The organism is Flavisolibacter ginsengiterrae DSM 18136 (assembly GCF_059568575.1).
Genome location: NZ_JCANTR010000006.1, coordinates 165,898 through 187,023, shown reverse-complemented (window position 1 = coordinate 187,023; position 21,126 = coordinate 165,898). Strand labels below are relative to the sequence as shown.

The following is a 21,126-nucleotide window of genomic DNA, read 5'->3' as shown; positions in this document are numbered from 1 at the left end:
TTGTTTTCTGCGAATGCTTCAGTTAAACTTTCAGACAGTTCATTTCCTATATGCATGAAAACGATTTAGGAACCCTTGTTCTAGACGCGGGCATTTGAAGTGCATAAAACCCTGGGCCCGGGATTATTAGAAAGTGCTTATGAACATTGCCTGGCATTTGAACTTCTTCAAAAAGGATTAAATATTAGAACCCAATGTCCATTGCCTTTAGTTTATAAAGATGTAAAGCTCGATTGTGGATATCGTTTAGATGTAGTTGTTGAAGATAAAATTGTTGTTGAAGTAAAAGCAGTTGAAGCCTTAAACGACATACACCTTGCCCAGAGTTGACGTAATTAAAGTTAACTGGCTGCAAACTTGGATACCTCTTAAACTTTAATGTAGTTACCTTAAAGACAGGTATCAAAAGAGTTGTAAATAACTTATAGAATTTTAATAAATAATCTTAATGACAACCGCTGCGATCGCTGCGTTCGGTGTTGTAAATTAAAAATTGTTAGATGCGTACCCTGCGAACACTGCGGTTTAGTTTTCTGAGTATTTTATTTAAAAATTAACCTTCATTAATGGCCTACTTCGCACATCCAACTGTAGTTATTGATGAGGGTTCTCAAATTGGAGATGAAGTAAAAATCTGGCATTTCTGTCATATCATGACCGGTTGCATCATAGGTGAAGGTTCTAGCCTGGGTCAAAACACCTTCGTTTCTTCCAATGTAGTGCTAGGCAAAAATGTACGCGTCCAAAACAATGTTTCCATATATGAGGGAGTCATTTGTGAAGATGATGTTTTCCTGGGACCTTCAATGGTTTTTACAAATGTGATCAATCCCCGAAGCGCTGTCAATCGCAAAAATGAATTCAGGCAAACAATTGTAAGGCGCGGGGCCACCATTGGCGCGAATGCAACGATCATTTGCGGCAACGAAATTGGAGCATTTGCCTTTGTGGGAGCAGGATCGGTTGTTACCAGGCCTGTACCAGCCTACGCCTTAGTAGTAGGTAACCCGGCCAAACAAATTGGATGGGTAAGTGAATGGGGACATCGTCTCAATTTTACTAAAGAAGGAATAGCTATTTGTGAAGAAAGCGGGGAAACCTACCAGCTTCAAAATAACACCATAATAAAATCCATACAATAGGAAGCAGAAGGCCTGCTGACAATTTAAAAATTTAGTGCCTTTACAATGAACAACAATCAAACAATTATTATTACCGGTGGGGCCGGCTTTATCGGTTCACACGTGGTTCGATTATTTGTAAAAAAATATCCGAATTATAAAATCATCAACCTTGATGCGCTGACCTATGCAGGGAACCTGGAGAATTTGAAGGATGTTGAAGGTGCTGCAAATTATATTTTTGAGAAGGTCAATATCCTGGATGTCGCAGAGCTGGATCGAGTCTTTGAAACATACAGCCCAGATGGTGTCATTCACCTGGCGGCAGAGTCGCATGTGGACCGGTCAATTGTATCACCCCTGGATTTCGTTTATACAAATGTGGTAGGCACAGTCAATCTATTGAATGCTGCAAAAAAGCATTGGATTATAACCAACCCTTCCCCACTAAACGCTAAACGTTTCTACCACATATCTACTGACGAAGTTTATGGTGCCTTGGGCGATACGGGATTTTTTACGGAAGAAACAGCTTATGATCCCCATTCGCCCTATTCAGCTTCGAAAGCTTCTTCCGATCATTTTGTACGTGCCTATCACGATACTTATGGCCTTCCGGTAGTGATCACCAATTGTTCCAACAATTATGGTCCCAACCACTTCCCGGAAAAGTTAATTCCATTAATGATCAATAATGTCATTCATAAAAAGCCGCTTCCGGTATATGGTGATGGTTTGTATACCCGTGACTGGCTTTTTGTAAAAGACCATGCAACCGCCATTGATGCCGTGTATCATAAGGGAGAGAATGGTGAAACGTACAATATCGGCGGATTTAATGAATGGAAGAATATTGATTTAGTAAAATTGCTTTGCAAGCTTGCAGATGAAAAGTTGGGAAGAAAAGCTGGAGAGAGCGATCAACTGATCGCATATGTTAAAGATCGTCCCGGCCACGATAGGCGTTATGCCATTGATGCTACCAAAATCAATAAAGAGTTGGGATGGAAACCTTCTGTAACTTTTGAAGAAGGCCTAAGCCAAACCATAGATTGGTATTTGCAAAATACCGATTGGTTGAAGCATGTAACCAGCGGTGAATATCAAAACTATTATCAAACCCAATATTCAACGACGCAATAATGAAAGGAATTATACTGGCAGGCGGCAGTGGTACCCGTTTGTATCCTATCACGAAGGCCATCTCTAAACAACTGATGCCCATTTACGATAAGCCAATGATCTATTACCCTCTTTCGATTTTAATGATGGCAGGGATAAGGGAAATTCTGATCATCACAACGCCGGAGGATAACCCTTCTTTTAAAAGATTGCTGGGTGATGGCAGCCAGGTAGGATGCCGGTTTGAATATGCCATACAGGAAGTGCCCAATGGTTTAGCCCAGGCCTTTGTAATCGGTTCAAGCTTTATTGGAAAAGATAAAGTGGCGCTTGTTCTTGGGGACAATATATTTTATGGTACAGGGCTAGGCAGACAATTGCAGGCACTGAATGATATTGAAGGGGGTTATGTCTTTGCCTACCAGGTCAGCGACCCGGAACGTTATGGAGTTGTGGAGTTTGATGGTGATCATAAAGTGCTTTCAATTGAGGAAAAGCCTGATAAGCCGAAATCCAATTATGCTGTACCGGGGTTATATTTTTATGATAACCATGTCGTTGATATTGCCAAAAATCTAAAGCCATCACCAAGAGGTGAGTATGAGATTACTGATGTAAATAAAGAGTATTTGGAACGCGGTGAATTAAAGGTAGCGATATTGGATAGGGGAACGGCGTGGCTGGATACCGGCACTTTTGATTCACTAAGTGATGCTTCGGAGTTTGTGAGAGTCATTGAAAAAAGACAGGGCACTAAGATTGGGTGTATAGAGGAGGTGGCATATCGAATGGGTTTTATTAATGAACAGCAATTAAAGCACCAGGCAAACACTTTGATTAAAAGTGGCTATGGCAACTATCTTCAAACAATAATTAATAGGTCAAATTAATTTTTTGAAATTAGTAAATAGCGGTCTGGAATATTTAGCATATTGTAGTTAAAGTTTCCGGCTATTACGGCCTTCCATATGGTACCTGTTTCTTCTTGAGGAATTATGAGCTCTCGTATTTCAAAACCTCCATATTCCTTAATTAAAATATTTGAGTTAGGATTAAACCCTGACGGAGATGTGAGTTTTAGGGCATTTAGCTGAACTTTATAATTTAATTTATTTATATCCTTCGGTAAATAAATATAGGATGGATAATATTTTGGATCATAAGTCGCCTGGTTTACATCATCTGAAAAATTCTTATAAAAGTTAACAATGCCTCTCGGGGAAGAGTTAAAGTAAAATAACCCTTCACTGATTTTTACGTTGAAACGGTAAGTGGTATAATCACTGGCATTCATAAAGAAGTTGGTTTCTCCAATTGGTAAAGCAAATTCAATATTGCCTGATGGTTTGTTTAATGTAAATGTTATAGGCATACTGTAGTTATTATCTATACCGCTTATAATCAATTTTTCGTTGCCGTTGGGGTTTGTAAGCTGGTAATTGATTATAATTTTAGTAGACTTCTCAGAATAAACTGAAAAATAACTTCTCGTAGTATAGTTGCCTCCAATGTTCATTTCATGAATTGGTTTATAATCTTTGGAAATGGCTGTTTTTACTTGTGACAGTGAGTAGGAAATGTTAGGGGAGGATTGATGGTAAAGGTTCTGAAGCAATTGAAAATTTTTGTTTATTTCTGCTTGTGATCTAGATTGTGGTAATGATCTCCACGCTGCTAACCTTTTATCTGTTTCCGGAAACCAATCCAAATGTAGTTGGTGGTGTACAGGATAATCCGATTCGTTTTTATTCATATTTAAAAAACTATAGCTAATCAATTGCATAATACGGTAACTGTCAATGATGCCCGAGCGGTAAATTTTCCATGCATACATAGATACAGGCAAAAGACGATCTTTGAGTGAAGTTTTCGAAACATCCCGGGAAACAAAAACAAGATGAATAAAAAAAAGATATTCTTTAAGTTCATTAATTCTTTGTTGAAGGATAGTATCTGTAGTTTTTTCAGTGGCTCTCTGGATTAGAGTCACTGAGGTACTTAAATTATTGGTTCCATAAACAACATCATTATAAAATAGTGAAAAAAGTTTTTGTATTGGAAGCTTTGCCTGTTGGTAAAGATCAGATACTAGTAAATCTAAATTTTTATTCCAATCACTATCTCCATCTGCTAAGTATCGGGCTATGATCCATAAAGGAATCCCTGTAGAAAATTTGCTATACGAAGATTCAAATGTCGTGCCTTCTGACCCGATATTTATGCTATAGATAAGTCTTTGCATTGTTTCCTTCAATGTCATACCTCCAGGTAAATCATATGCCTGATCAGGGTATTTAAGGTAATCGTAGATCCCATATCGTTTGGCTTTTGATGCCCACATTTGGATAAAAGAAGGACCAAAGGCTATATTTTGAAATTGGTAAGGAATGATCTGCACAAATACACGTGGATTTAGTTTAAAGCTTGGTGGTTCGGCATGTGAACTGTAGGCATATAAATTGACTCCAATGTTTGGGTTGTTAGGGAATAGCTTATCTAATTTGGCTGCAGCAATATTAGCTGCACCAAAGACCTGGTCGCTAACAGAAGGTGTATTTTTCTCTGAAAGATATCCACCGCCATCAGAAGGCTCCATAGAAACAAATTGTGTGATACCCCGGGCAGGTGGTTGAAAATCAGGTTTTGTAAAAGGTTTAATGCTCCAATTGGTATAAAATTCAACTGCTTCTTTGTTGAGGTAATTTATTTTGGTCCCGGGATCAATTTTCCCATTACTGACCTTTGGTGACACTAACCAGTTTAGGTGTTGAAGTAGCTCATTATTGTTTTCGAGAATAAAGTTTTCACCACGATGGCCTGCCAATGCATAGGCAGTTCCAAACCCGTTACGAACGCGCCAAAGATTCCAGCTTTTTTCCACAATTTTGTCAGTGTCAGAATTACCGGATCCAAACCCACCAGTACCGAAAAAATCCCGGATTTGCACAAAAGGTTGATCAACATAATCTTTTTTTGGAGCGAATAGACTTAAGCTTTTAGGAATAATGGTGTATAAATCGCCTGGTAAATAAAATTTGAAGCCTAAAGAGCGGAGGTATTTATAAATGCCAAATTCTAAACCTTCAATGGAGGAAGAGGAAATAGTTAGAATAGATAAGCCATTAGTTTGAATGCGAAAGCTTTCTTTGGTTTTAAAATATGTCTGATTGCTAATTTTTAAAATAATTCCCCTCTCCACTTTTTTGTGTGAAGCATCAGTATACCATTGATAAGGTGTGGCAGTATTTAAAATTTTGATAAGATCCTTACTCGTTTCTTCTGGAAAACCTGCAGGAACTGAAATGTTATACGAAATAGATTTTGCGCTTACGTAGTGACCAGGCATGATAAGCATTGACAAAAATGACAGAAAAACAAATTTGAATTTATAATCCATTGTATTATTATGTTTTTTCTAAAGGCAATATCCTTCTATTTTAAAGCATTCTAGGTAAAAACTTTCCTAATTATAATAGTCATCATTGCTACATTTATAGCCCAAATCATTATTAACTGTTGATTTTTAAAGAATGGAATTAAAAGGGAAAAAGGTATTAATAACAGGAGCAGATGGTTTTATTGGCAGCCACCTTGTCGAAAGTTTGCTGTTGGAAGGATGCTCCATTAGAGCTTTCTGCTATTATAACTCTTTTAATAACTGGGGCTGGCTTGATTCTTTCCCAAAAGAAAAATTAACCCAGCTCGAAATATTCACGGGTGATATCAGGGACCCTAATGGAGTTAGAATGGCTATGAAGGATGTTGATATCGTTTTTCACCTGGCTGCTTTAATTGCCATTCCTTTCAGTTACCATTCTCCCGATTCCTATATTGATACAAATATCAAAGGGACGTTAAATATTATACAGGCTGCAAAAGACCTAAAAGTGCAAAGAGTGCTGGTAACATCTACTTCTGAAGTATATGGCACTGCCCAATATATACCTATAGATGAAAAGCATCCACGTCAGCCACAATCACCCTATTCAGCTTCAAAAATCGGTGCCGACTGCTTAGCAGAATCTTTCTACCGTAGCTTTGATCTGCCTCTAACTATTGTAAGACCTTTTAATACATTTGGCCCAAGACAATCTGCAAGAGCTGTCATCCCAACGATTATTACACAATTACTTAATGGGCAAACAGAAATAAAATTGGGCGATATTACACCAACCCGTGACCTGGTGTATGTAAAAGACACGGTAGATGGCTTTATAGAAATTGCAAAGGCTGACAAACTTATTGGGCATGATTGTAACATTGCCACCCAATCAGAAATTAGTGTAGGTGATCTTGCCACAGAATTGATCAGTCAAATCAATCCTGAAGCAAAAATTGTTACAGATGGGCAACGAATGCGGCCCGGAAAATCGGAAGTTTTCCGCTTATACGGATCTAATGCTAAAATTAAAGAACTCACTAACTGGCGACAGAAATATGATCTTAAAACAGGCCTTACAGAAACTATAGCCTGGTTTAGCGATAAAGAAAATTTAAAACAATACAAATCCAATATCTACAACCTTTGATCAAGCAAATGGAATCGGATAAATCCTTTGAACAAATCCTTGCTTTTATTCGCAAGTCTTTCCAGAAACCTGAAGGCTTTATACCACTGCACGCACCTTATTTTGGAGGCAATGAAAAAAAATATGTGCTGGATACAATTGAAAGCACATACGTTTCAACTGTAGGCGCTTATGTAAATCGTTTTGAAGAAATGATGCAGGAGATTACAGGAGCGAAATTTGCAATTGCCACTACAAATGGAACCATTGCACTACACCTGGCCTTATTAGTTGCAGGAGTAAAACCAGGTGACGCAGTTCTTACGCAACCATTAACCTTTGCTGCCACTGCCAATGCCATTGCACATGCCGGTGGCTTGCCGGTTTTTGTAGATGTTGACCGAAATACCTTGGGTATTTCCCCTGTTGCATTAAAGGAATGGTTGAAGGAAAATGCAATGGTTAAGGAGGGTGCTTGTTTTATAAAATCAACCGGCCAACGAATAACTGCTTGTGTTCCTATGCATACTTTCGGCTTCCCATTACACATAGAAGAAGTGGTTGATGTTTGCAGTATGTACAATATTAAAGTGGTGGAAGATGCGGCAGAATCCTTAGGTAGTTTTGTGGGAGGCCAACACACCGGAAATTTTGGATTGCTGGCTACATTTAGTTTTAATGGAAATAAAACCGTTACATCCGGCGGCGGCGGAGCTGTGATCACTAATGATGTAGCACTTGGTAAACTGGCGAAGCATTTATCTACCACAGCCAAGGTTGCTCATGCTTACGAGTTTTCGCATGACATGCTGGGCTATAATTATAGAATGCCCAATCTCAATGCTGCATTGGCATGCGCCCAATTGGAACAACTGGAAAGTTTTTTGAAAAATAAAAGAGAACTGGCAAACAATTATGCTGGTTTTTTTGCCAATCGATCAGAGACATTTGTAACAGAAAGACCTGGAACGGTAGCCAATTATTGGCTGAATACTATTTTATTCAATAGCCATGAAGAGCAACAATCATTTCTAAATTATAGCAATGCGCAAAAAGTAATGACACGGCCCATTTGGCGCCTGATGAATAAACTTCCGATGTATAAAAATTGCATAGCAGGCCCGCTTGACAATGCAGAGTGGTTGGAAGATAGAGTGGTGAATATTCCAAGTAGCTTCAGACCTTCATGATAAAACATTCCCTGATATTAATTGGAGGCGGTGGTCATTGCCGTTCATGTATTGATGTTATAGAACAGGAAGGCAGGTATGCTATCCATGGAATACTTGATGCAACAGAAGTAAAAGGCGCTGCAATTTTAGGCTACCCTGTTTTAGGCAACGATGATTTGCTGGGTCAGCTCATTGAAGAAGATCACCATTTTTTAGTGACTGTGGGACAAATTAAATCTGCAGCAATCAGAATTCAACTGTTTGAAAAATTGCAAATGCGCAGGGCAAAATTAGCTACTGTCATTTCTCCAAAAGCCTATGTTTCGCGTAGCGCTTCTATAGCAGCGGGTACTATTGTTTTACATGGTGCAATTATAAACACAGGGAACTCTGTTGGCTTTAATACGATAATTAATTCAAGGGCATTAGTTGAACATGATAGCAGGATTGGTAACCACGTTCATATTTCAACCGGTGTCACAATTAATGGAGGTTGTTCAGTGGATGATGGAAGTTTTATCGGAAGCTGCAGTGTAATTGCAAATAATATCAATATTGGCACCCGGGTAATAATAGGGGCAGGTTCTGTGGTGATAAAGGATGTTTTGGAAGAAGGTGTATATGCTGGAAACCCCAGTAAAAAAATAAATAATGAGTAAGGTTTTAATTATAGCGGAAGCAGGTGTTAATCATAATGGCAGTATGGAGAATGCCAAAAGGCTTATTGATGTAGCTGCAGGTGCAGGAGTGGATATTGTAAAATTTCAATCGTTTAAAGCAGAGAAAGTTGTAAGTAAAAGAGCGGGTAAAGCCCATTACCAGCAACAGTCAACAGATAAAACAGAAAGCCAGTTTGAGATGCTAAAGAAACTGGAACTTTCTGAACAGGATCATGATGAACTGATGGCATATTGCCATGAAAAAAACATTGCTTTTTTATCAACTCCTTTTGATGAAGAAAGCATCGGGTTGTTAAAGGCAAAGGGCATAAAGATTGGAAAGATCCCGTCTGGAGAAATTACAAACTTACCTTACCTGAAGGCAATGAGCAAAGCATTTCCTCAAATTATTCTCTCCACAGGAATGGCCAATATGCAGGAAATTAATGAGGCTTTACAAATATTGTTAACTTCTGGAACAAGAAAAGAAAACATCACTATACTTCATTGCAATACTGAATACCCAACACCTATGGAGGATGTTAACTTGCGGGCAATGAATGCAATTGCAAAAGAATTCAATGTACCTATTGGTTATTCGGATCATACGCTTGGCATTGAAGTGCCTATAGCGGCTGTTGCATTAGGCGCTACCGTAATTGAAAAGCATTTTACGCTGGATCGAAATATGGACGGGCCAGACCACAATGCCTCCCTTGAACCTGCCGGGTTGAAAGCAATGGTTGTAGCTATTCGGAATATTGAACGGGCGATAAGTGGAACAGGGGTAAAGGAACCTAGCCCATCCGAAACAAAGAATAAAGATATAGCCCGTAAAAGCATTCATATTGCTAAAAATATACCAGCTGGTCACATATTGACCAGTGAAGATCTGGTTATGAAACGACCGGGCAATGGAATTTCTCCCATGCAAATTTCGAGGGTCCTTGGGAAATCAATAATAAGAGATCTGGCGGCAGATCAATTGCTTTCGCTTGATGATTTGGAAAAATAATTTCAGACAATTTGTATAAAATTACAGTCCTTACCAGTTCTCGGGCAGATTATAGCATTTACCGGCCCTTGCTTAAAGTGCTACAGGAGCATCCTGAAATAAATTTGCAGATCATTGCTTTTGGAACACATACATCAAATGATTTTGGGTATACCATTGATGCTATCAGGGCCGACGAATTTCAAATTGAAGTGCAGGTGCCCTGTATACTGGATGGAATTTCTCCTTTTTCTATAGCTCAATCGATAGCAAAGACTGTGGAACAATTTTCTGTTGTTTGGAAAAAAATGAACACTGACCTGATTATTTGTTTAGGTGATCGTTATGAAATGTTTTCAGCCGTAACTGCGAGTGTTCCCTTTTCCATTCCTGTTGCGCACATACATGGAGGCGAAACCACACTTGGCGCCATCGATAATATTTTCCGGCATAGCTTGACCCACATGTCCCGCCTGCATTTTACAAGTACGGAAGCATATCGCCAAAGAGTAATTGCATTAACAGGGAGCCCAAATTATGTATTTAATACAGGTGCATTGAGTATAGATAACCTTCAATCGCTAAATCTATTAACCATAACTGAGTTTAGAAAGCAGTTTGGAGTTGATTTAGGCAGACCTACCTTACTTACTACATTTCATCCGGAAACGGTTTCTTTTAACCGTAATGAAGAATATGGTAAAATCCTGGCAGACTCCCTGGATGAGCTTTCTGATCAATTTCAAGTGTTGATTACTATGCCAAATGCAGATACCATGGGGAATGTTATTAGAAAAGCTTTACAAGCCCTTGTTGCCAGGAACAAAGAAAAAATGTTTGCATTTGAAAACCTGGGAACAATTGGTTACCTAAGTGCAATGAAACATTGTGCAATGCTGGTAGGAAACACTTCCAGTGGATTTGTTGAGGCTTCTTATTTTCCCAAGTGGGTGGTAAATCTTGGTTGCAGGCAGGAAGGCAGATTATTAACGGAAAATATATGGACCATTGCAATTGAGCGCAGTGAAATAATTAATACTGTAAAGAAGTTAAGTCAAATGAAGGTTCCTTCCTTAATGCAACCTTATGGCAAAGGATCTGCTGCCATTGAAATAACAAAACATGTATTGGAGTTTTTGGAATCAAACAAAAGTTACAAGCAACAAGCCACCTTATGAGTTTAATTAATAATCATATCATTTTTGAAAATGAGCCGGTTAGGTCTGCGCTTAAAAAACTCGATAAATTAGCTTCCGATGCTATACTATTTGTTGTAAATGAAAATAAGAAATTGATTGGCTCATTGACAGATGGTGACCTTAGGAGAGGATTTATCCGGAATTTAAATTTTGAAAATTCAATACTGGATTTTATTCAGGAAAACCCTATATCTATAACCAGGAAAAATTATACTTTAAAACAACTGGAAGATTACAGGAAGAAAAATTATAAGATAATACCAATATTGGATGAAGGTGGAGTTATAATTGATATCCTTAATTTCCGGGTACAACAAACGATTATACCTGCCGATGCATTGTTAATGGCTGGTGGTCAAGGCAAACGCCTCATGCCTTTGACAGCAAATATTCCAAAGCCATTATTAAAGATTGGAGATAAACCTATAATTGAACATAACATTGACAGGTTGATTAACTATGGTATTAAAAATATAAAGCTGAGCATCAATTACCTGGGCCATCAATTGGTTGATTACTTTGGTGATGGAAGTATGAAAAATGCAAAGATCGGTTATGTAAAAGAGGATAAGCCATTGGGTACAATAGGGTCAATATTATTGGTTGATAAATTTGATCATGAAGATATCCTGGTAATGAATAGTGATCTGTTGACAAATATTGATTTCGCAGATTTTTACACAACTTTCAAAGAGGCCGATGCCGATATGGCCGTGGCGGCTACTTCCTACCATGTAGATGTTCCATATGCTGTGATAGAAATAGATGGTAAAAATTTGGCTACCTCATTAAAAGAAAAGCCACGGTATACGTATTATTCAAATGCTGGCATTTATTTTATCAGGCAAAGTTTATTAAAGATGATTCCTGCAGGAGAATTTTATGATATTACTGATCTAATGGAAGCTGTTTTGGCTACAAATAAAAAATTGATTACTTATCCCATCACTGGTTATTGGTTGGATATTGGCAAACCCGAAGATTTTAAAAAGGCGCAGGAAGATATAAAGCACATAAATTTATTTTAGGAAAATCAGTATCTCGCTTGGTTTTTTATAAATAACAATTTTATATAAATATTTATTTCTGAATGAGTAAACAGTATGTTGACCTAAAGATTCTTGTAATAGGATTAGGTTCAATGGGCAAAAGAAGAATTAGAAACCTGAAAGCCAATGGCGTTACAAACATATTTGGATTTGACCCGAGACCAGACCGGAGAGCTGATGTTGAAAGCACTTATCAAATACCTGTTTTTGCTGACATTGAAACGGTAACTGCACACAACAGTTATGATGCCTGGATTATCTCTGTTCCCCCAGATGTACATCATATCTACATAAAGCAGGCATTAAAGCTTAATATTCCATCTTTTATTGAAGCAAGTGTAGTAGATACAGATATGGAGATGATTATAAACGAAGCAAGGTCAAGAAAAATACTTTTGGCGCCTTCCTGCACTTTATTTTTTCACCCTGCAATAAAAAAAATTGCAGCAATCGTTGCTGCTAAATCACTGGGTAAAATATCAAACATACTTTACCACTCCGGACAATATTTGCCCGATTGGCATAGTTATGAAAAAGTAAGCGACTACTATGTATCCAAAAAGGAAACAGGAGGGGCAAGGGAAATTGTTCCATTTGAATTAACATGGCTCACCATGCTATTAGGGTTTCCTGAGCGTGTTACAGGTTTTTATAAAAAAACAATAAACATAGAAGGAGCTGAAAACATAGAAGATACTTATAATCTTCTTCTGGACTATAAGGATTTTATTCTAAATCTTTCTGTGGATGTTGTTTCCCGCTGTGCTACCAGGAAGCTTGTGATCAATGGTGAAAAGGGTCAATTATTATGGGACTGGAACGAAAATCTTATCCGGTTGTACAATGCAGAAACAATGAATTGGAAGAGCGTTCCATACGAGATTAGTGAGGCACACAGCGGCTATAATAAAAATATTACAGAGACCATGTATAACCAGGAAATAGAAGCTTTTTTAAATGGTGTATTGAACAATGGTCATTATCCCAACACATTGGTGAACGATCATAAAGTATTGAAGGTATTGTATGCTGTGGAAAAAAGTTCTGACACCAATACGATACAATCTTTTTTATGACAGGTATCATGATTGTAGCAAGGTTGGGCTCGACTAGGCTGACCCAAAAGCATTTAATCAAAACAGCTGGCAAAACCTTTATTGAGTGGTTAGCAGAACGTTACATCTTTGCATTTAAAAGGGAAATTGAGCAGGGCTCGATGGCGGTTTTTATTGTAACTTCTTCAAAGGAAGAAAACAAGAGGTTTGAAGTTGTTTTTGCTAATAACCCGGCTGTAAAAATATTTTATGGTGCTGATTCCAACATTCCACTCCGGCAGTGGCAATGTGCAGTGGAAAATGGTATCGATAACATCATTAGCATTGATGGGGATGATATACTATGCTCTACAGAAGCCGCCAGGCTAATTAGAAATAAGTTGTTACAGCATTGTGATTATGTAAAAACTTCAGGTTTGGCTTTGGGAATGAATGTGATGGGTTATAAAACAGCTTTTTTAAAAACCTCCCTTGATAAGGCTCAAGCTAGTACATTGGAAACAGGTTGGGGCAGAATATTCAATGAAGAAAAGGCAGAAAACATATCGCTGGGCAATTATGATCTAGATAAAAGATTGCGGTTGACACTTGATTATAAGGAAGATTCCGAATTTTTTAAAAAATTGATTGAAAGCCTGCAGGAAAAACTTTTTGAAACTAACGACGCCACACTTATTAATCATATTATTCAAGGGAATTATTATCAACTGAATGAAAATGTAAATGATATTTATTGGCAAAATTTTGATCAACAAAAAAAGGCTGAAACCAAATCATGAAAAACAATTATAAAGAACAATTGCATCAACTAATACCTGGTGGTGCACATACATATTCCAGAGGGGATGACCAGTTTCCCGCCAATGCTCCTGCTATATTAGAAAGAGGGGAAGGAGCTTATGTATTTGATCCGGGGGGAAATAAATATTTAGATTATGGTATGGGCTTGCGTTCGGTAAATATCGGCTATGGCAATAAAGAGGTAGCGGATGCTTGTTATAATGAAATACTTAAGGGTAATAATTTAACCCGCCCATCACTGACAGAGCTAAAGGCGGCCGAATTGCTGGTAGATCTTATTCCCTCTGCAGACATGGTAAAGTTTGCCAAACATGGTTCCACAGTAACTTCTGCGGCTGTAAAATTGGCCAGGGCTTTTACTGGCAGAACATACATTGCAGTGCCCTCAGAACAGCCCTTTTTTTCATTTGATGATTGGTTCATTGGAGCCACCGTCATGAACAAAGGTGTCCCTAAAGAAATAAGCCAGTTTACTGTAAAATTCAATTACAATAGCATAGAATCATTGGAGGAGGTTTTTAATACTCATCCTGGACAAATTGCTGCTGTAATGCTCGAGGCAGCCACAACCATAGGGCCCACTAACAATTTTTTACAACAGGTTAAAGACTTGTGTCATAAGAACGGGGCTGTCTTTATTCTGGATGAAATGATCACGGGATTTAGATGGCATTTGCAGGGAGCACAAACCTATTTTAATATTGAGCCTGATCTATGCACCTTTGGTAAAGCCATGGCAAACGGCTTTGCTGTAGCAGCGCTTTGTGGCAAAAGGGAGATTATGAAACTGGGAAGCATTGAGGAAGAAGGACAAGAAAGAGTTTTTCTGACATCTACAACGCATGGTGCTGAAATGAGTGCATTAGGAGCTTTCATGAAAACAATTGAAATTACTAAACGGGATAATGTTATTAACCATTTCTGGAACTATGGCCAACAATTGATCGATGGATTGAATGGCTTGGCAAAGGATGCAGGTATACTGGAACAGTTTTATGCAGAAGGCTTTGCCTGTTCGCCTAACTATGTTACAAAGGATGCATCAGGCAGATCCTCACTTGCTTTCAGGACACTTTTTTCGCAGGAAATGATCAAAAATGGTGTATTAATGCCTTATATCGCCATTTCGTATGCCCATCAGCAAGCCCAATTAGAAACAACCTTAATTGCCGCCAGGCAGGCTCTGGCCGTGTACAAAAATGCTTTGGAAAATGGTGTTGAAAAATATTTGCAATCTCATATAATCAAGCCTGTATTCAGGCAATACAATTAAGATGTTTTCTCTCATCAATAAGATTATTATAGTAACAGGGGGCAATGGACTATTAGGGCGCCAGATTGTGAACAGGCTAAAAGCTGCAGGGGCTACTGTATTTTCAGGTGACGTACAAATTGATGAAGCCAATGAATTCGAACAGTATTTGGACATTACCAGCGAAGAATCAGTTAAGCAGCTTATTAAAGATATAGTCGGTCGTTATGGAAAGATTGATGGATGGGTGAACAATGCCTATCCACGTACCAAAGATTGGGGGAACAAGGTGGAAGATGTTCCCTTTGAATCATGGCGTGCCAACATAGATATGCATTTGAATGGCTATTTTCTTTGTTCGAAATTAGCCCTTGAGCAAATGAAAACGCAGGGTTTTGGTTGCCTGCTCAATATGTCCTCGATCTATGGCGTGGTGGCGCCTGATTTTACAGTTTACGATCAGACTTCAATGACCATGCCTGTAGCTTATGCTGCAATCAAGGGTGCATTGGTAAACCTTACAAGATATTTTGCAGCATACTATGGTCCGCATAACATTAGAGTCAATTCTATTTCACCAGGTGGCATCTTTGATAATCAGAATGAAATCTTTGTTAGCAATTATAATAAAAAAGTGCCTTTAAGAAAAATGGGTGAACCACATGATATAGCTGCTGCTGTACATTTTTTATTGGCTGAAGATGCTGCTTATATAACCGGGCATAATTTAATGGTTGATGGTGGTTGGAGTATTGTATAAATATAGAATGATTAATTTTCCCTTATGAGTAATAGCTATATTAAAAGCCTCTTAACCAATCCGGAAATTACAAATCAGTATTACAAAAAATCAATAATCAAAACCGAACAACAGAAATATTTGGAAAGCATTTTAAATGTAAGAGCAATTAAACCTACCACCGTTGCTGACATAGCATGCGGTGGTGGTACACTCTCTTATCATTTAAGTCATCTATATCCTGATGCGGATTTTCATTTGACAGATTTAAATCCTGATGGGCTGGAAATAGCTAAAGATTTATGTAGAGGTGATAAGTTTCATTTTTTTGTTGAAGACTTATATGCGATCCAAAATTTACCAGCGAAGAGTTTTGATCTCGTTTTTTGTTGGCAAACATTGTCATGGATTAACGATCCTGAAATTGCATTAAAGCAACTATTAAATTTGTTAAAGTCCGGTGGAAGACTTTATGTAAGTGCATTGTTCAACTTAAATCATGATGTTGACATTTATGCGAGCGTTAAAGACAATACAAGGATGGGTGCTGAACATTATAGCTATAACACTTATTCTAAAAGGTCCGTTGAAAAGTGGATTGGTGACAAGGTGAAGCACATGGCATTTCATTCCTTTGATCCTGAAATAGATTTTGAATATGAAGGATTAGGGTTGGGGACATATACAGTTAAAACCGAAAACAAACGATTACAAATTTCAGGAGGCATTTTATTAAATTGGGCAATCCTGGAAGCTGTGACAACAGCCTGAAATAAAATGAAAAAATATTTGGTTTACTGGGACTATAGAAGGTCTGATCTTTTACTTCCTTTTTATAAACTTTCCGATCAATTTGAATGGCATTTTATTTATTTCAGAAATAGAGAAGCAGATAATGTACAATTAACATATCCCCGTTTTTATTGGGGAGATTTTAAATCTCCTTATAAGTTGATAAGCAAAGTGAAACCTGATGGAATTATTTTTTCCGATCTCAGCAGTTTGTATGCAGTAAGCCTCAACATGGCGGCAAAAAATATAAGTATCCCCTCTTATATACTGGATCATGGGATAAAACTGGACTATGATTATTATATAGACCTTGAAGAAAAGACCCAGTTAAAAAACCAGGCTTTGCAAATGAAAGATGAAGGTCCAATTTTTTCTACTCATAAAGGAAGGATGCATACATTGCTTTTTTATTTATCTGCCCTCAAACTTAAAAATGGTTGGGCGGGGTACAAGGCATTGAAACTATTTTATTCCGTCTTTCGTTTAAAATCAGAAAAAGCTTTTGCCAAAGTTCAATTTGCGTTGCGTTGTCCGGATCAATATCTACTTTTTTCTAAGCAAAATTTGGCATATTACCAGCAGAGGGATGGAATAAGCAGTACCCAAACCATTTACTTTGGTAACCCTCACCAGGATGATTATATACTTCAATGGGGTGAAGCAAGCGAAAATATAAACGATCCTTACTATTTGCTCTTAGATGATGGCCAGATCGAGGGTTTCGGAATTACACTTGCGCAAAAAAATGATTTCATCTGCAAATTGAATGATTTTGCTTTATCTCAAAGAAGTCAACTTATAGTTAAGTTACATCCCTTTGATTATGGTCGAACAGATTTGTATCTGCATGAAAATATTGTGTATAAAATGTCGGCAGATATAAGTGCTTTGATCAACGGTGCAAAAGGTTGTTTTGCCATTTCTTCTACCTTAATGCTACCTTTGATCATCTCTGGTAAACTCATTGCTTTTAAAGTTAAACATTCTAAAATCCAGGAAGTGATTGAAGGTTTTGGTGTGAAATTTTTAGACTACATAAACTTTTCTTCTGAAGATATTGATTTTACAAAATTCATTCTTCACGAGCAAAAATCAGCAACATTCATTGAGCATTTTTTGTACAAAAGGGATGGAAAGGCAACAGAACGTTTAAAGCAAATACTGCTGTCATGATATGAGGTTATTGAAATCGTTTTCGCTTTACACCATTGTCGGATTTTTAGGAGCGGGTATCAATTTTCTTTTGATGCCGCTACTTTCGCATCACCTCACACCGGAAGATTATGGCCTTTCATCTATAATCAATACTTATGTTTCATTACTGTCACCCTTAGTAAGTTTAGTAGCATATGGTATCATTTCTGTTGACTATTATAAGATCACCGATAAAATAGAGTTTGCTTCCCTTTTTTCTTCTGTTCAGATAATTCCTGTTTTACCTACTTTATTTTTATTATTGGCTAGTGTGAGTTTCTACCATCAGTTGGCTCCTTTACTGGAATTGCCTCCTGGTGAAATTTGGGTTGGAGTGGTTATCTTTTTACTTTCACTCTTTATCATTTATATTGAAACAGCCAATGCTTACCTGGTTATTGCAAAAAAAACCAAATGGTATGCTTTGTTCACCATTGCTCGGGTATTATGCGAAGCGGCACTAACTGTATGGTTGGTAGTTTTTTTAAAAAAGGGTTGGCAGGGTCGTATATTGTCCTGGGCCATTACCAGTTTGTTATTTGCCATAGTTTCCTTTGGTATTTTTTATAAAGAAAAATTACTGACCCTCAATATTAAAAAGCAATACATATATGCTGGGCTAGCTTATGGTGCTCCACTGATCTCTCACACAATCGGCAAGTTCATCATCAACCAGTCCGACAGAATATTCATTGCCAAAATGGTATCATTGGGCGAAGCCGGTATTTATAATATAGGCTACACCATAGGCATGGTGTTGATGCTTTTGGTCACAGCCTTTAACAATGTGTTTTTGCCCTATTTAATGGAATGTCTGGTAAATATTAATGAAGAAAAGAAATTGCAGATCGTTAGGCTCAGTTATATTTTTATCCTGGCCATGCTGGGTGCCCTGTTATGTATCAATCTTTTTTCACCCTTTTTATTTTCCATTTTGATTGATAAAAGATATGCCCAAGGGGCTTCCTATGTTTTTTGGGTAAGCCTGGGTTATGTTTTTTGGGGGGGGTATTTATTATTTAGTGGCTACATCTATTTTTATAAGCAAACAAAAATTTTGTTTTGGCTATCCCTGGTTAATATTATTTCCAATCTTGTTTTCAATTATGTTTTTATAAAACATTACGGGGGTATTGGTGCCGCCTATGCTACGGCACTTTCTTTTTTCATAGTGTTTATATCCGTTGTTTATAAATCAGGGCAATTAATAAAACTTCCATGGAGTCGTGGTCTTAAATCATTATTAAGATTTGCAAAACAGTAAATCATAATAATATTTATGATTTTGTATATTTTTTAATATTGGTTAAGAAATGAGTATGCTAAAAATTGTTTATATAACCCAATGCGATTAATATATTTTGTACTGCTTCCTCTACAGCTTTGTTGAAACTTCCTACGCATGACTGACAAACCATCATTAGCAATTCCAACAATCGTTCATGTTATCGATAGTCTTTCGCTGGGCGGTGCGGAAACCTTGCTGAAAAATACCATTGCCTTATTGCCTCAATTCAGGCATACTATTATTTGTCTTGAAAAACGGAACAAAGCTAATAATATTATTATAAACTACGCCGACATCATCAGCCTTGGGTTCAGCGGATGGAAGTCATTACCTGCCTCAGTTATCAAACTTCGGAAGATCATCAATAAAATAAAGCCTTTACTGGTACATTCTCATTTATTTTATGCAACCATCTGTGCGAGGCTAGCAACAGGTTCCGGCGTGCCGTTGGTATCAACCATTCATAGCCTATATAGTAAAGATGCTTTTGAGAAAAATAAAAAAAGTATTTGGGCAGAACGCTTGTTATTTAAAAAAGAGCATTCACTAATAGCGGTATCAAAATATGTTTTGGATGATTATTTGAAATACATTCCATTCAAAGGCAAACAATATGTTTTATATAATTTTTTGCCGGATGAAATGTATCTATCAAACAAAACCTTAATTAAAAAGGATGGAGTCAAGTTCATTGCTTTAGGTAATTTAAAAGAAGCTAAAAATTACAGGTACTTACTAGAAGTTTTTAAATATTTGAAGCCCTTCAATATAAGCCTTGATATCTATGGGAAAGGCCCAGAGCAAAAGCAGCTAGCAAAAATTATTAAAACAAACCATTTAAAAGTAAGGCTTTGCGGGACTGCTGATAATATTCCAAAAATGATGCAGGCTTATGATTATTTTATCCAGTCCTCTTCGCATGAAGGCTTTGGTTTGTCGGTCATAGAGGCTATGGCAGCAGGGGTACCGGTTATATTGTCCGACATTCCTGTGTTCAGGGAAATAACAAATGGACTGGCTAGCTTCTTTCCTTTAAATGATCCTTTGCATGCTGCGCAATTGATTCGACAAAATATTGAAAATGTAATGGATACTATAAAACTTTCGTTAGAAGCAGCTCGGTTTGTGAAAGAGCGATATTCTGCAGAACGATATCGCAATGAATTATTGAGCATCTATTCTGAAATTACAGGTAATACAATTTCCACCTTTGATATGAATAACACAAATAAGCATTCATATTTTTTTCATTCGAATAATAACTTGTAAATATAAATTTATAAAGCACTTTAATCCTATGTCAGAAAATTATCATTATAAAATTCCATTTAAAACCAAGCTGCTTAATATTCCAAGACGAATATTCAAATGGAAGATGTTGGAACATCTTCTTTCAAAACAGATTCAGAATGGAAATATTTTTCTAAAGAAGATTATTCCCCCTGAATATTTGTATGCAAAAGGAAGTTGGCGTATTTGCAAACGCAAAGGACTGAATATGAAACTTGATATTTCAAATGTAGTAGATCATGAAATATATTTTAACCTCTGTGACCGTTCATTTGAACAATATTTGGATGGTCTTAAAGATATAAAAACATTTTTTGACATTGGTGCAAACATTGGATGGACAGCGCTCCAAGTAAAGAAAAAATTTCCCAATGCCAAAATCTTTGCTTTCGAGCCATCTTCAAAAAATCGGAATAGACTCGAAGAAAATATCTCTTTGAATGGAACCAATATACAAATTGTTCCATATGGTTTGGGAAATGAGCTTGCCACATTTAATTTATATTCTGTCCTTGAAAGCAACCCTGGAATGAATAGAATTTTGCAAGTAGAAAAAGACCTACCCTTTGAGGTAATTAATGTCGTTACTGCAGATTCAATTTGGAAGCAAGTGGGTATGCCTATCATCAATGCATTAAAAATTGATGTAGAAGGATTTGAAATGTTTGTTCTGAAAGGTATGAATGAATTATTGACTGTATGGAAACCAGCCATTTTTATGGAAGTTGATGATATCAATCTTTCGGCACATGGATTTAGTGCAAAAATATTATTGACTTGGCTTCATGAAAAAGGTTATTCTGTTATAAATGCGCAATCAAAAACGCAATTGAAGCCCCCTTTCAATAACTTGCCTCCCCATTTTGATATAATTGCTAAATAGAACTATTT

General features: G+C 37.2%; 20 protein-coding genes. 19 read left to right on the top strand and 1 reads right to left on the bottom strand.

Translation table 11 applies throughout. From position 1 onward, the window contains the following. The first annotated feature begins 99 nt into the window (after positions 1–99). The 4 genes from BP74_RS08725 (at position 100) to rfbA (ending at position 3,133) form a co-directional block, all read left to right on the top strand. Positions 100–330 (top strand): GxxExxY protein, encoded by a 231-nt coding sequence (locus BP74_RS08725; RefSeq protein WP_496373135.1) that lies wholly within the window; start codon positions 100–102, stop codon positions 328–330. A gap of 236 nt (positions 331–566) precedes the next feature. Beyond that, on the top strand, positions 567–1,142 hold the full coding sequence (locus BP74_RS08720) for an acyltransferase (protein ID WP_496373133.1): 576 nt from the start codon (positions 567–569) through the stop codon (positions 1,140–1,142). A gap of 45 nt (positions 1,143–1,187) precedes the next feature. Then, a complete protein-coding gene (rfbB, locus tag BP74_RS08715; protein WP_496373131.1) occupies positions 1,188–2,264 on the top strand; it encodes a dTDP-glucose 4,6-dehydratase in 1,077 nt (358 codons plus the stop codon). Then, entirely contained in the window at positions 2,264–3,133 is an 870-nt protein-coding gene (gene rfbA, locus BP74_RS08710; protein ID WP_496373129.1) for a glucose-1-phosphate thymidylyltransferase RfbA, read from the top strand. The genes rfbB and rfbA overlap by 1 nt, the downstream gene beginning before the upstream one ends. Here rfbA and BP74_RS08705 read toward each other — a convergent pair. After that, a complete protein-coding gene (locus tag BP74_RS08705; RefSeq protein ID WP_496373127.1) occupies positions 3,130–5,640 on the bottom strand; it encodes a glycoside hydrolase family 20 protein in 2,511 nt (836 codons plus the stop codon). The two genes, rfbA and BP74_RS08705, sit on opposite strands and share 4 nt — an antisense overlap. A 133-nt stretch (positions 5,641–5,773) precedes the next feature. On the opposite strand from BP74_RS08705, the gene BP74_RS08700 reads away from it, so the two are divergent. From BP74_RS08700 to BP74_RS08630, 15 genes are all read left to right on the top strand, one after another. Further along, on the top strand, positions 5,774–6,772 hold the full coding sequence (locus BP74_RS08700) for an NAD-dependent 4,6-dehydratase LegB (RefSeq protein ID WP_496373125.1): 999 nt from the start codon (positions 5,774–5,776) through the stop codon (positions 6,770–6,772). Positions 6,773–6,780: 8 nt separating this feature from the next. Then, positions 6,781–7,941 carry a LegC family aminotransferase gene (locus BP74_RS08695; protein ID WP_496373123.1) on the top strand — a complete coding sequence of 387 codons (1,161 nt, stop codon included), beginning with the start codon at positions 6,781–6,783 and terminating at the stop codon, positions 7,939–7,941. Then, positions 7,938–8,582: an acetyltransferase gene (locus tag BP74_RS08690; protein ID WP_496373121.1), complete on the top strand. Its 645-nt coding sequence runs from the start codon at positions 7,938–7,940 to the stop codon at positions 8,580–8,582. The genes BP74_RS08695 and BP74_RS08690 overlap by 4 nt, the downstream gene beginning before the upstream one ends. Then, positions 8,575–9,597 (top strand): N-acetylneuraminate synthase, encoded by a 1,023-nt coding sequence (neuB, locus tag BP74_RS08685; protein ID WP_496373119.1) that lies wholly within the window; start codon positions 8,575–8,577, stop codon positions 9,595–9,597. Before BP74_RS08690 ends, neuB begins: the two co-directional genes overlap by 8 nt. 11 nt (positions 9,598–9,608) lie before the next feature. Then, positions 9,609–10,754, top strand: a complete 1,146-nt coding sequence (gene neuC / locus BP74_RS08680; protein ID WP_496373117.1) for a UDP-N-acetylglucosamine 2-epimerase — start codon at positions 9,609–9,611, stop codon at positions 10,752–10,754. Next, positions 10,751–11,803, top strand: coding sequence for a nucleotidyltransferase family protein (locus tag BP74_RS08675; RefSeq protein WP_496373115.1), 1,053 nt, complete (start codon positions 10,751–10,753; stop codon positions 11,801–11,803). The genes neuC and BP74_RS08675 overlap by 4 nt, the downstream gene beginning before the upstream one ends. Before the next feature lie 62 nt (positions 11,804–11,865). Further along, the gene (locus BP74_RS08670; protein ID WP_496373113.1) at positions 11,866–12,900 is read left to right on the top strand and encodes a Gfo/Idh/MocA family protein; all 1,035 of its coding nucleotides are present in this window, start codon (positions 11,866–11,868) and stop codon (positions 12,898–12,900) included. Next, positions 12,897–13,658 carry a cytidylyltransferase domain-containing protein gene (locus BP74_RS08665; RefSeq protein ID WP_496373111.1) on the top strand — a complete coding sequence of 254 codons (762 nt, stop codon included), beginning with the start codon at positions 12,897–12,899 and terminating at the stop codon, positions 13,656–13,658. The genes BP74_RS08670 and BP74_RS08665 overlap by 4 nt, the downstream gene beginning before the upstream one ends. Continuing rightward, positions 13,655–14,953, top strand: coding sequence for a glutamate-1-semialdehyde 2,1-aminomutase (locus BP74_RS08660; RefSeq protein WP_496373109.1), 1,299 nt, complete (start codon positions 13,655–13,657; stop codon positions 14,951–14,953). The genes BP74_RS08665 and BP74_RS08660 overlap by 4 nt, the downstream gene beginning before the upstream one ends. A gap of 1 nt (position 14,954) precedes the next feature. Next, positions 14,955–15,692, top strand: coding sequence for an oxidoreductase (locus BP74_RS08655; RefSeq protein ID WP_496373107.1), 738 nt, complete (start codon positions 14,955–14,957; stop codon positions 15,690–15,692). A gap of 24 nt (positions 15,693–15,716) precedes the next feature. Then, entirely contained in the window at positions 15,717–16,442 is a 726-nt protein-coding gene (locus BP74_RS08650) for a class I SAM-dependent methyltransferase (protein ID WP_496373105.1), read from the top strand. 369 nt (positions 16,443–16,811) lie between these two features. Continuing rightward, the gene (locus tag BP74_RS08645; RefSeq protein WP_496373103.1) at positions 16,812–17,636 is read left to right on the top strand and encodes a hypothetical protein; all 825 of its coding nucleotides are present in this window, start codon (positions 16,812–16,814) and stop codon (positions 17,634–17,636) included. A 1-nt stretch (position 17,637) separates the two neighbouring features. Next, positions 17,638–18,921, top strand: a complete 1,284-nt coding sequence (locus tag BP74_RS08640) for a lipopolysaccharide biosynthesis protein (RefSeq protein WP_496373101.1) — start codon at positions 17,638–17,640, stop codon at positions 18,919–18,921. Between the two features lie 138 nt (positions 18,922–19,059). Next, complete coding sequence (locus tag BP74_RS08635; protein WP_496373099.1) at positions 19,060–20,214, top strand: glycosyltransferase; 1,155 nt, start codon at positions 19,060–19,062, stop codon at positions 20,212–20,214. A gap of 28 nt (positions 20,215–20,242) precedes the next feature. Then, a complete protein-coding gene (locus tag BP74_RS08630; protein ID WP_496373097.1) occupies positions 20,243–21,118 on the top strand; it encodes an FkbM family methyltransferase in 876 nt (291 codons plus the stop codon). Positions 21,119–21,126 lie beyond the last annotated feature (8 nt).

Coding starts and splice junctions, on each gene's coding strand:
- BP74_RS08720 (WP_496373133.1), top strand. CDS start 567: ATGGCCTACTTCGCACATCCAACTGTAGTTATTGATGAGGGTTCTCAA.
- rfbB (WP_496373131.1), top strand. CDS start 1,188: ATGAACAACAATCAAACAATTATTATTACCGGTGGGGCCGGCTTTATC.
- rfbA (WP_496373129.1), top strand. CDS start 2,264: ATGAAAGGAATTATACTGGCAGGCGGCAGTGGTACCCGTTTGTATCCT.
- BP74_RS08705 (WP_496373127.1), bottom strand. CDS start 5,640: ATGGATTATAAATTCAAATTTGTTTTTCTGTCATTTTTGTCAATGCTT.
- BP74_RS08700 (WP_496373125.1), top strand. CDS start 5,774: ATGGAATTAAAAGGGAAAAAGGTATTAATAACAGGAGCAGATGGTTTT.
- BP74_RS08695 (WP_496373123.1), top strand. CDS start 6,781: ATGGAATCGGATAAATCCTTTGAACAAATCCTTGCTTTTATTCGCAAG.
- BP74_RS08690 (WP_496373121.1), top strand. CDS start 7,938: ATGATAAAACATTCCCTGATATTAATTGGAGGCGGTGGTCATTGCCGT.
- neuB (WP_496373119.1), top strand. CDS start 8,575: ATGAGTAAGGTTTTAATTATAGCGGAAGCAGGTGTTAATCATAATGGC.
- BP74_RS08675 (WP_496373115.1), top strand. CDS start 10,751: ATGAGTTTAATTAATAATCATATCATTTTTGAAAATGAGCCGGTTAGG.
- BP74_RS08670 (WP_496373113.1), top strand. CDS start 11,866: ATGAGTAAACAGTATGTTGACCTAAAGATTCTTGTAATAGGATTAGGT.
- BP74_RS08665 (WP_496373111.1), top strand. CDS start 12,897: ATGACAGGTATCATGATTGTAGCAAGGTTGGGCTCGACTAGGCTGACC.
- BP74_RS08660 (WP_496373109.1), top strand. CDS start 13,655: ATGAAAAACAATTATAAAGAACAATTGCATCAACTAATACCTGGTGGT.
- BP74_RS08655 (WP_496373107.1), top strand. CDS start 14,955: ATGTTTTCTCTCATCAATAAGATTATTATAGTAACAGGGGGCAATGGA.
- BP74_RS08650 (WP_496373105.1), top strand. CDS start 15,717: ATGAGTAATAGCTATATTAAAAGCCTCTTAACCAATCCGGAAATTACA.
- BP74_RS08645 (WP_496373103.1), top strand. CDS start 16,812: ATGAAAGATGAAGGTCCAATTTTTTCTACTCATAAAGGAAGGATGCAT.
- BP74_RS08640 (WP_496373101.1), top strand. CDS start 17,638: ATGAGGTTATTGAAATCGTTTTCGCTTTACACCATTGTCGGATTTTTA.
- BP74_RS08635 (WP_496373099.1), top strand. CDS start 19,060: ATGACTGACAAACCATCATTAGCAATTCCAACAATCGTTCATGTTATC.
- BP74_RS08630 (WP_496373097.1), top strand. CDS start 20,243: ATGTCAGAAAATTATCATTATAAAATTCCATTTAAAACCAAGCTGCTT.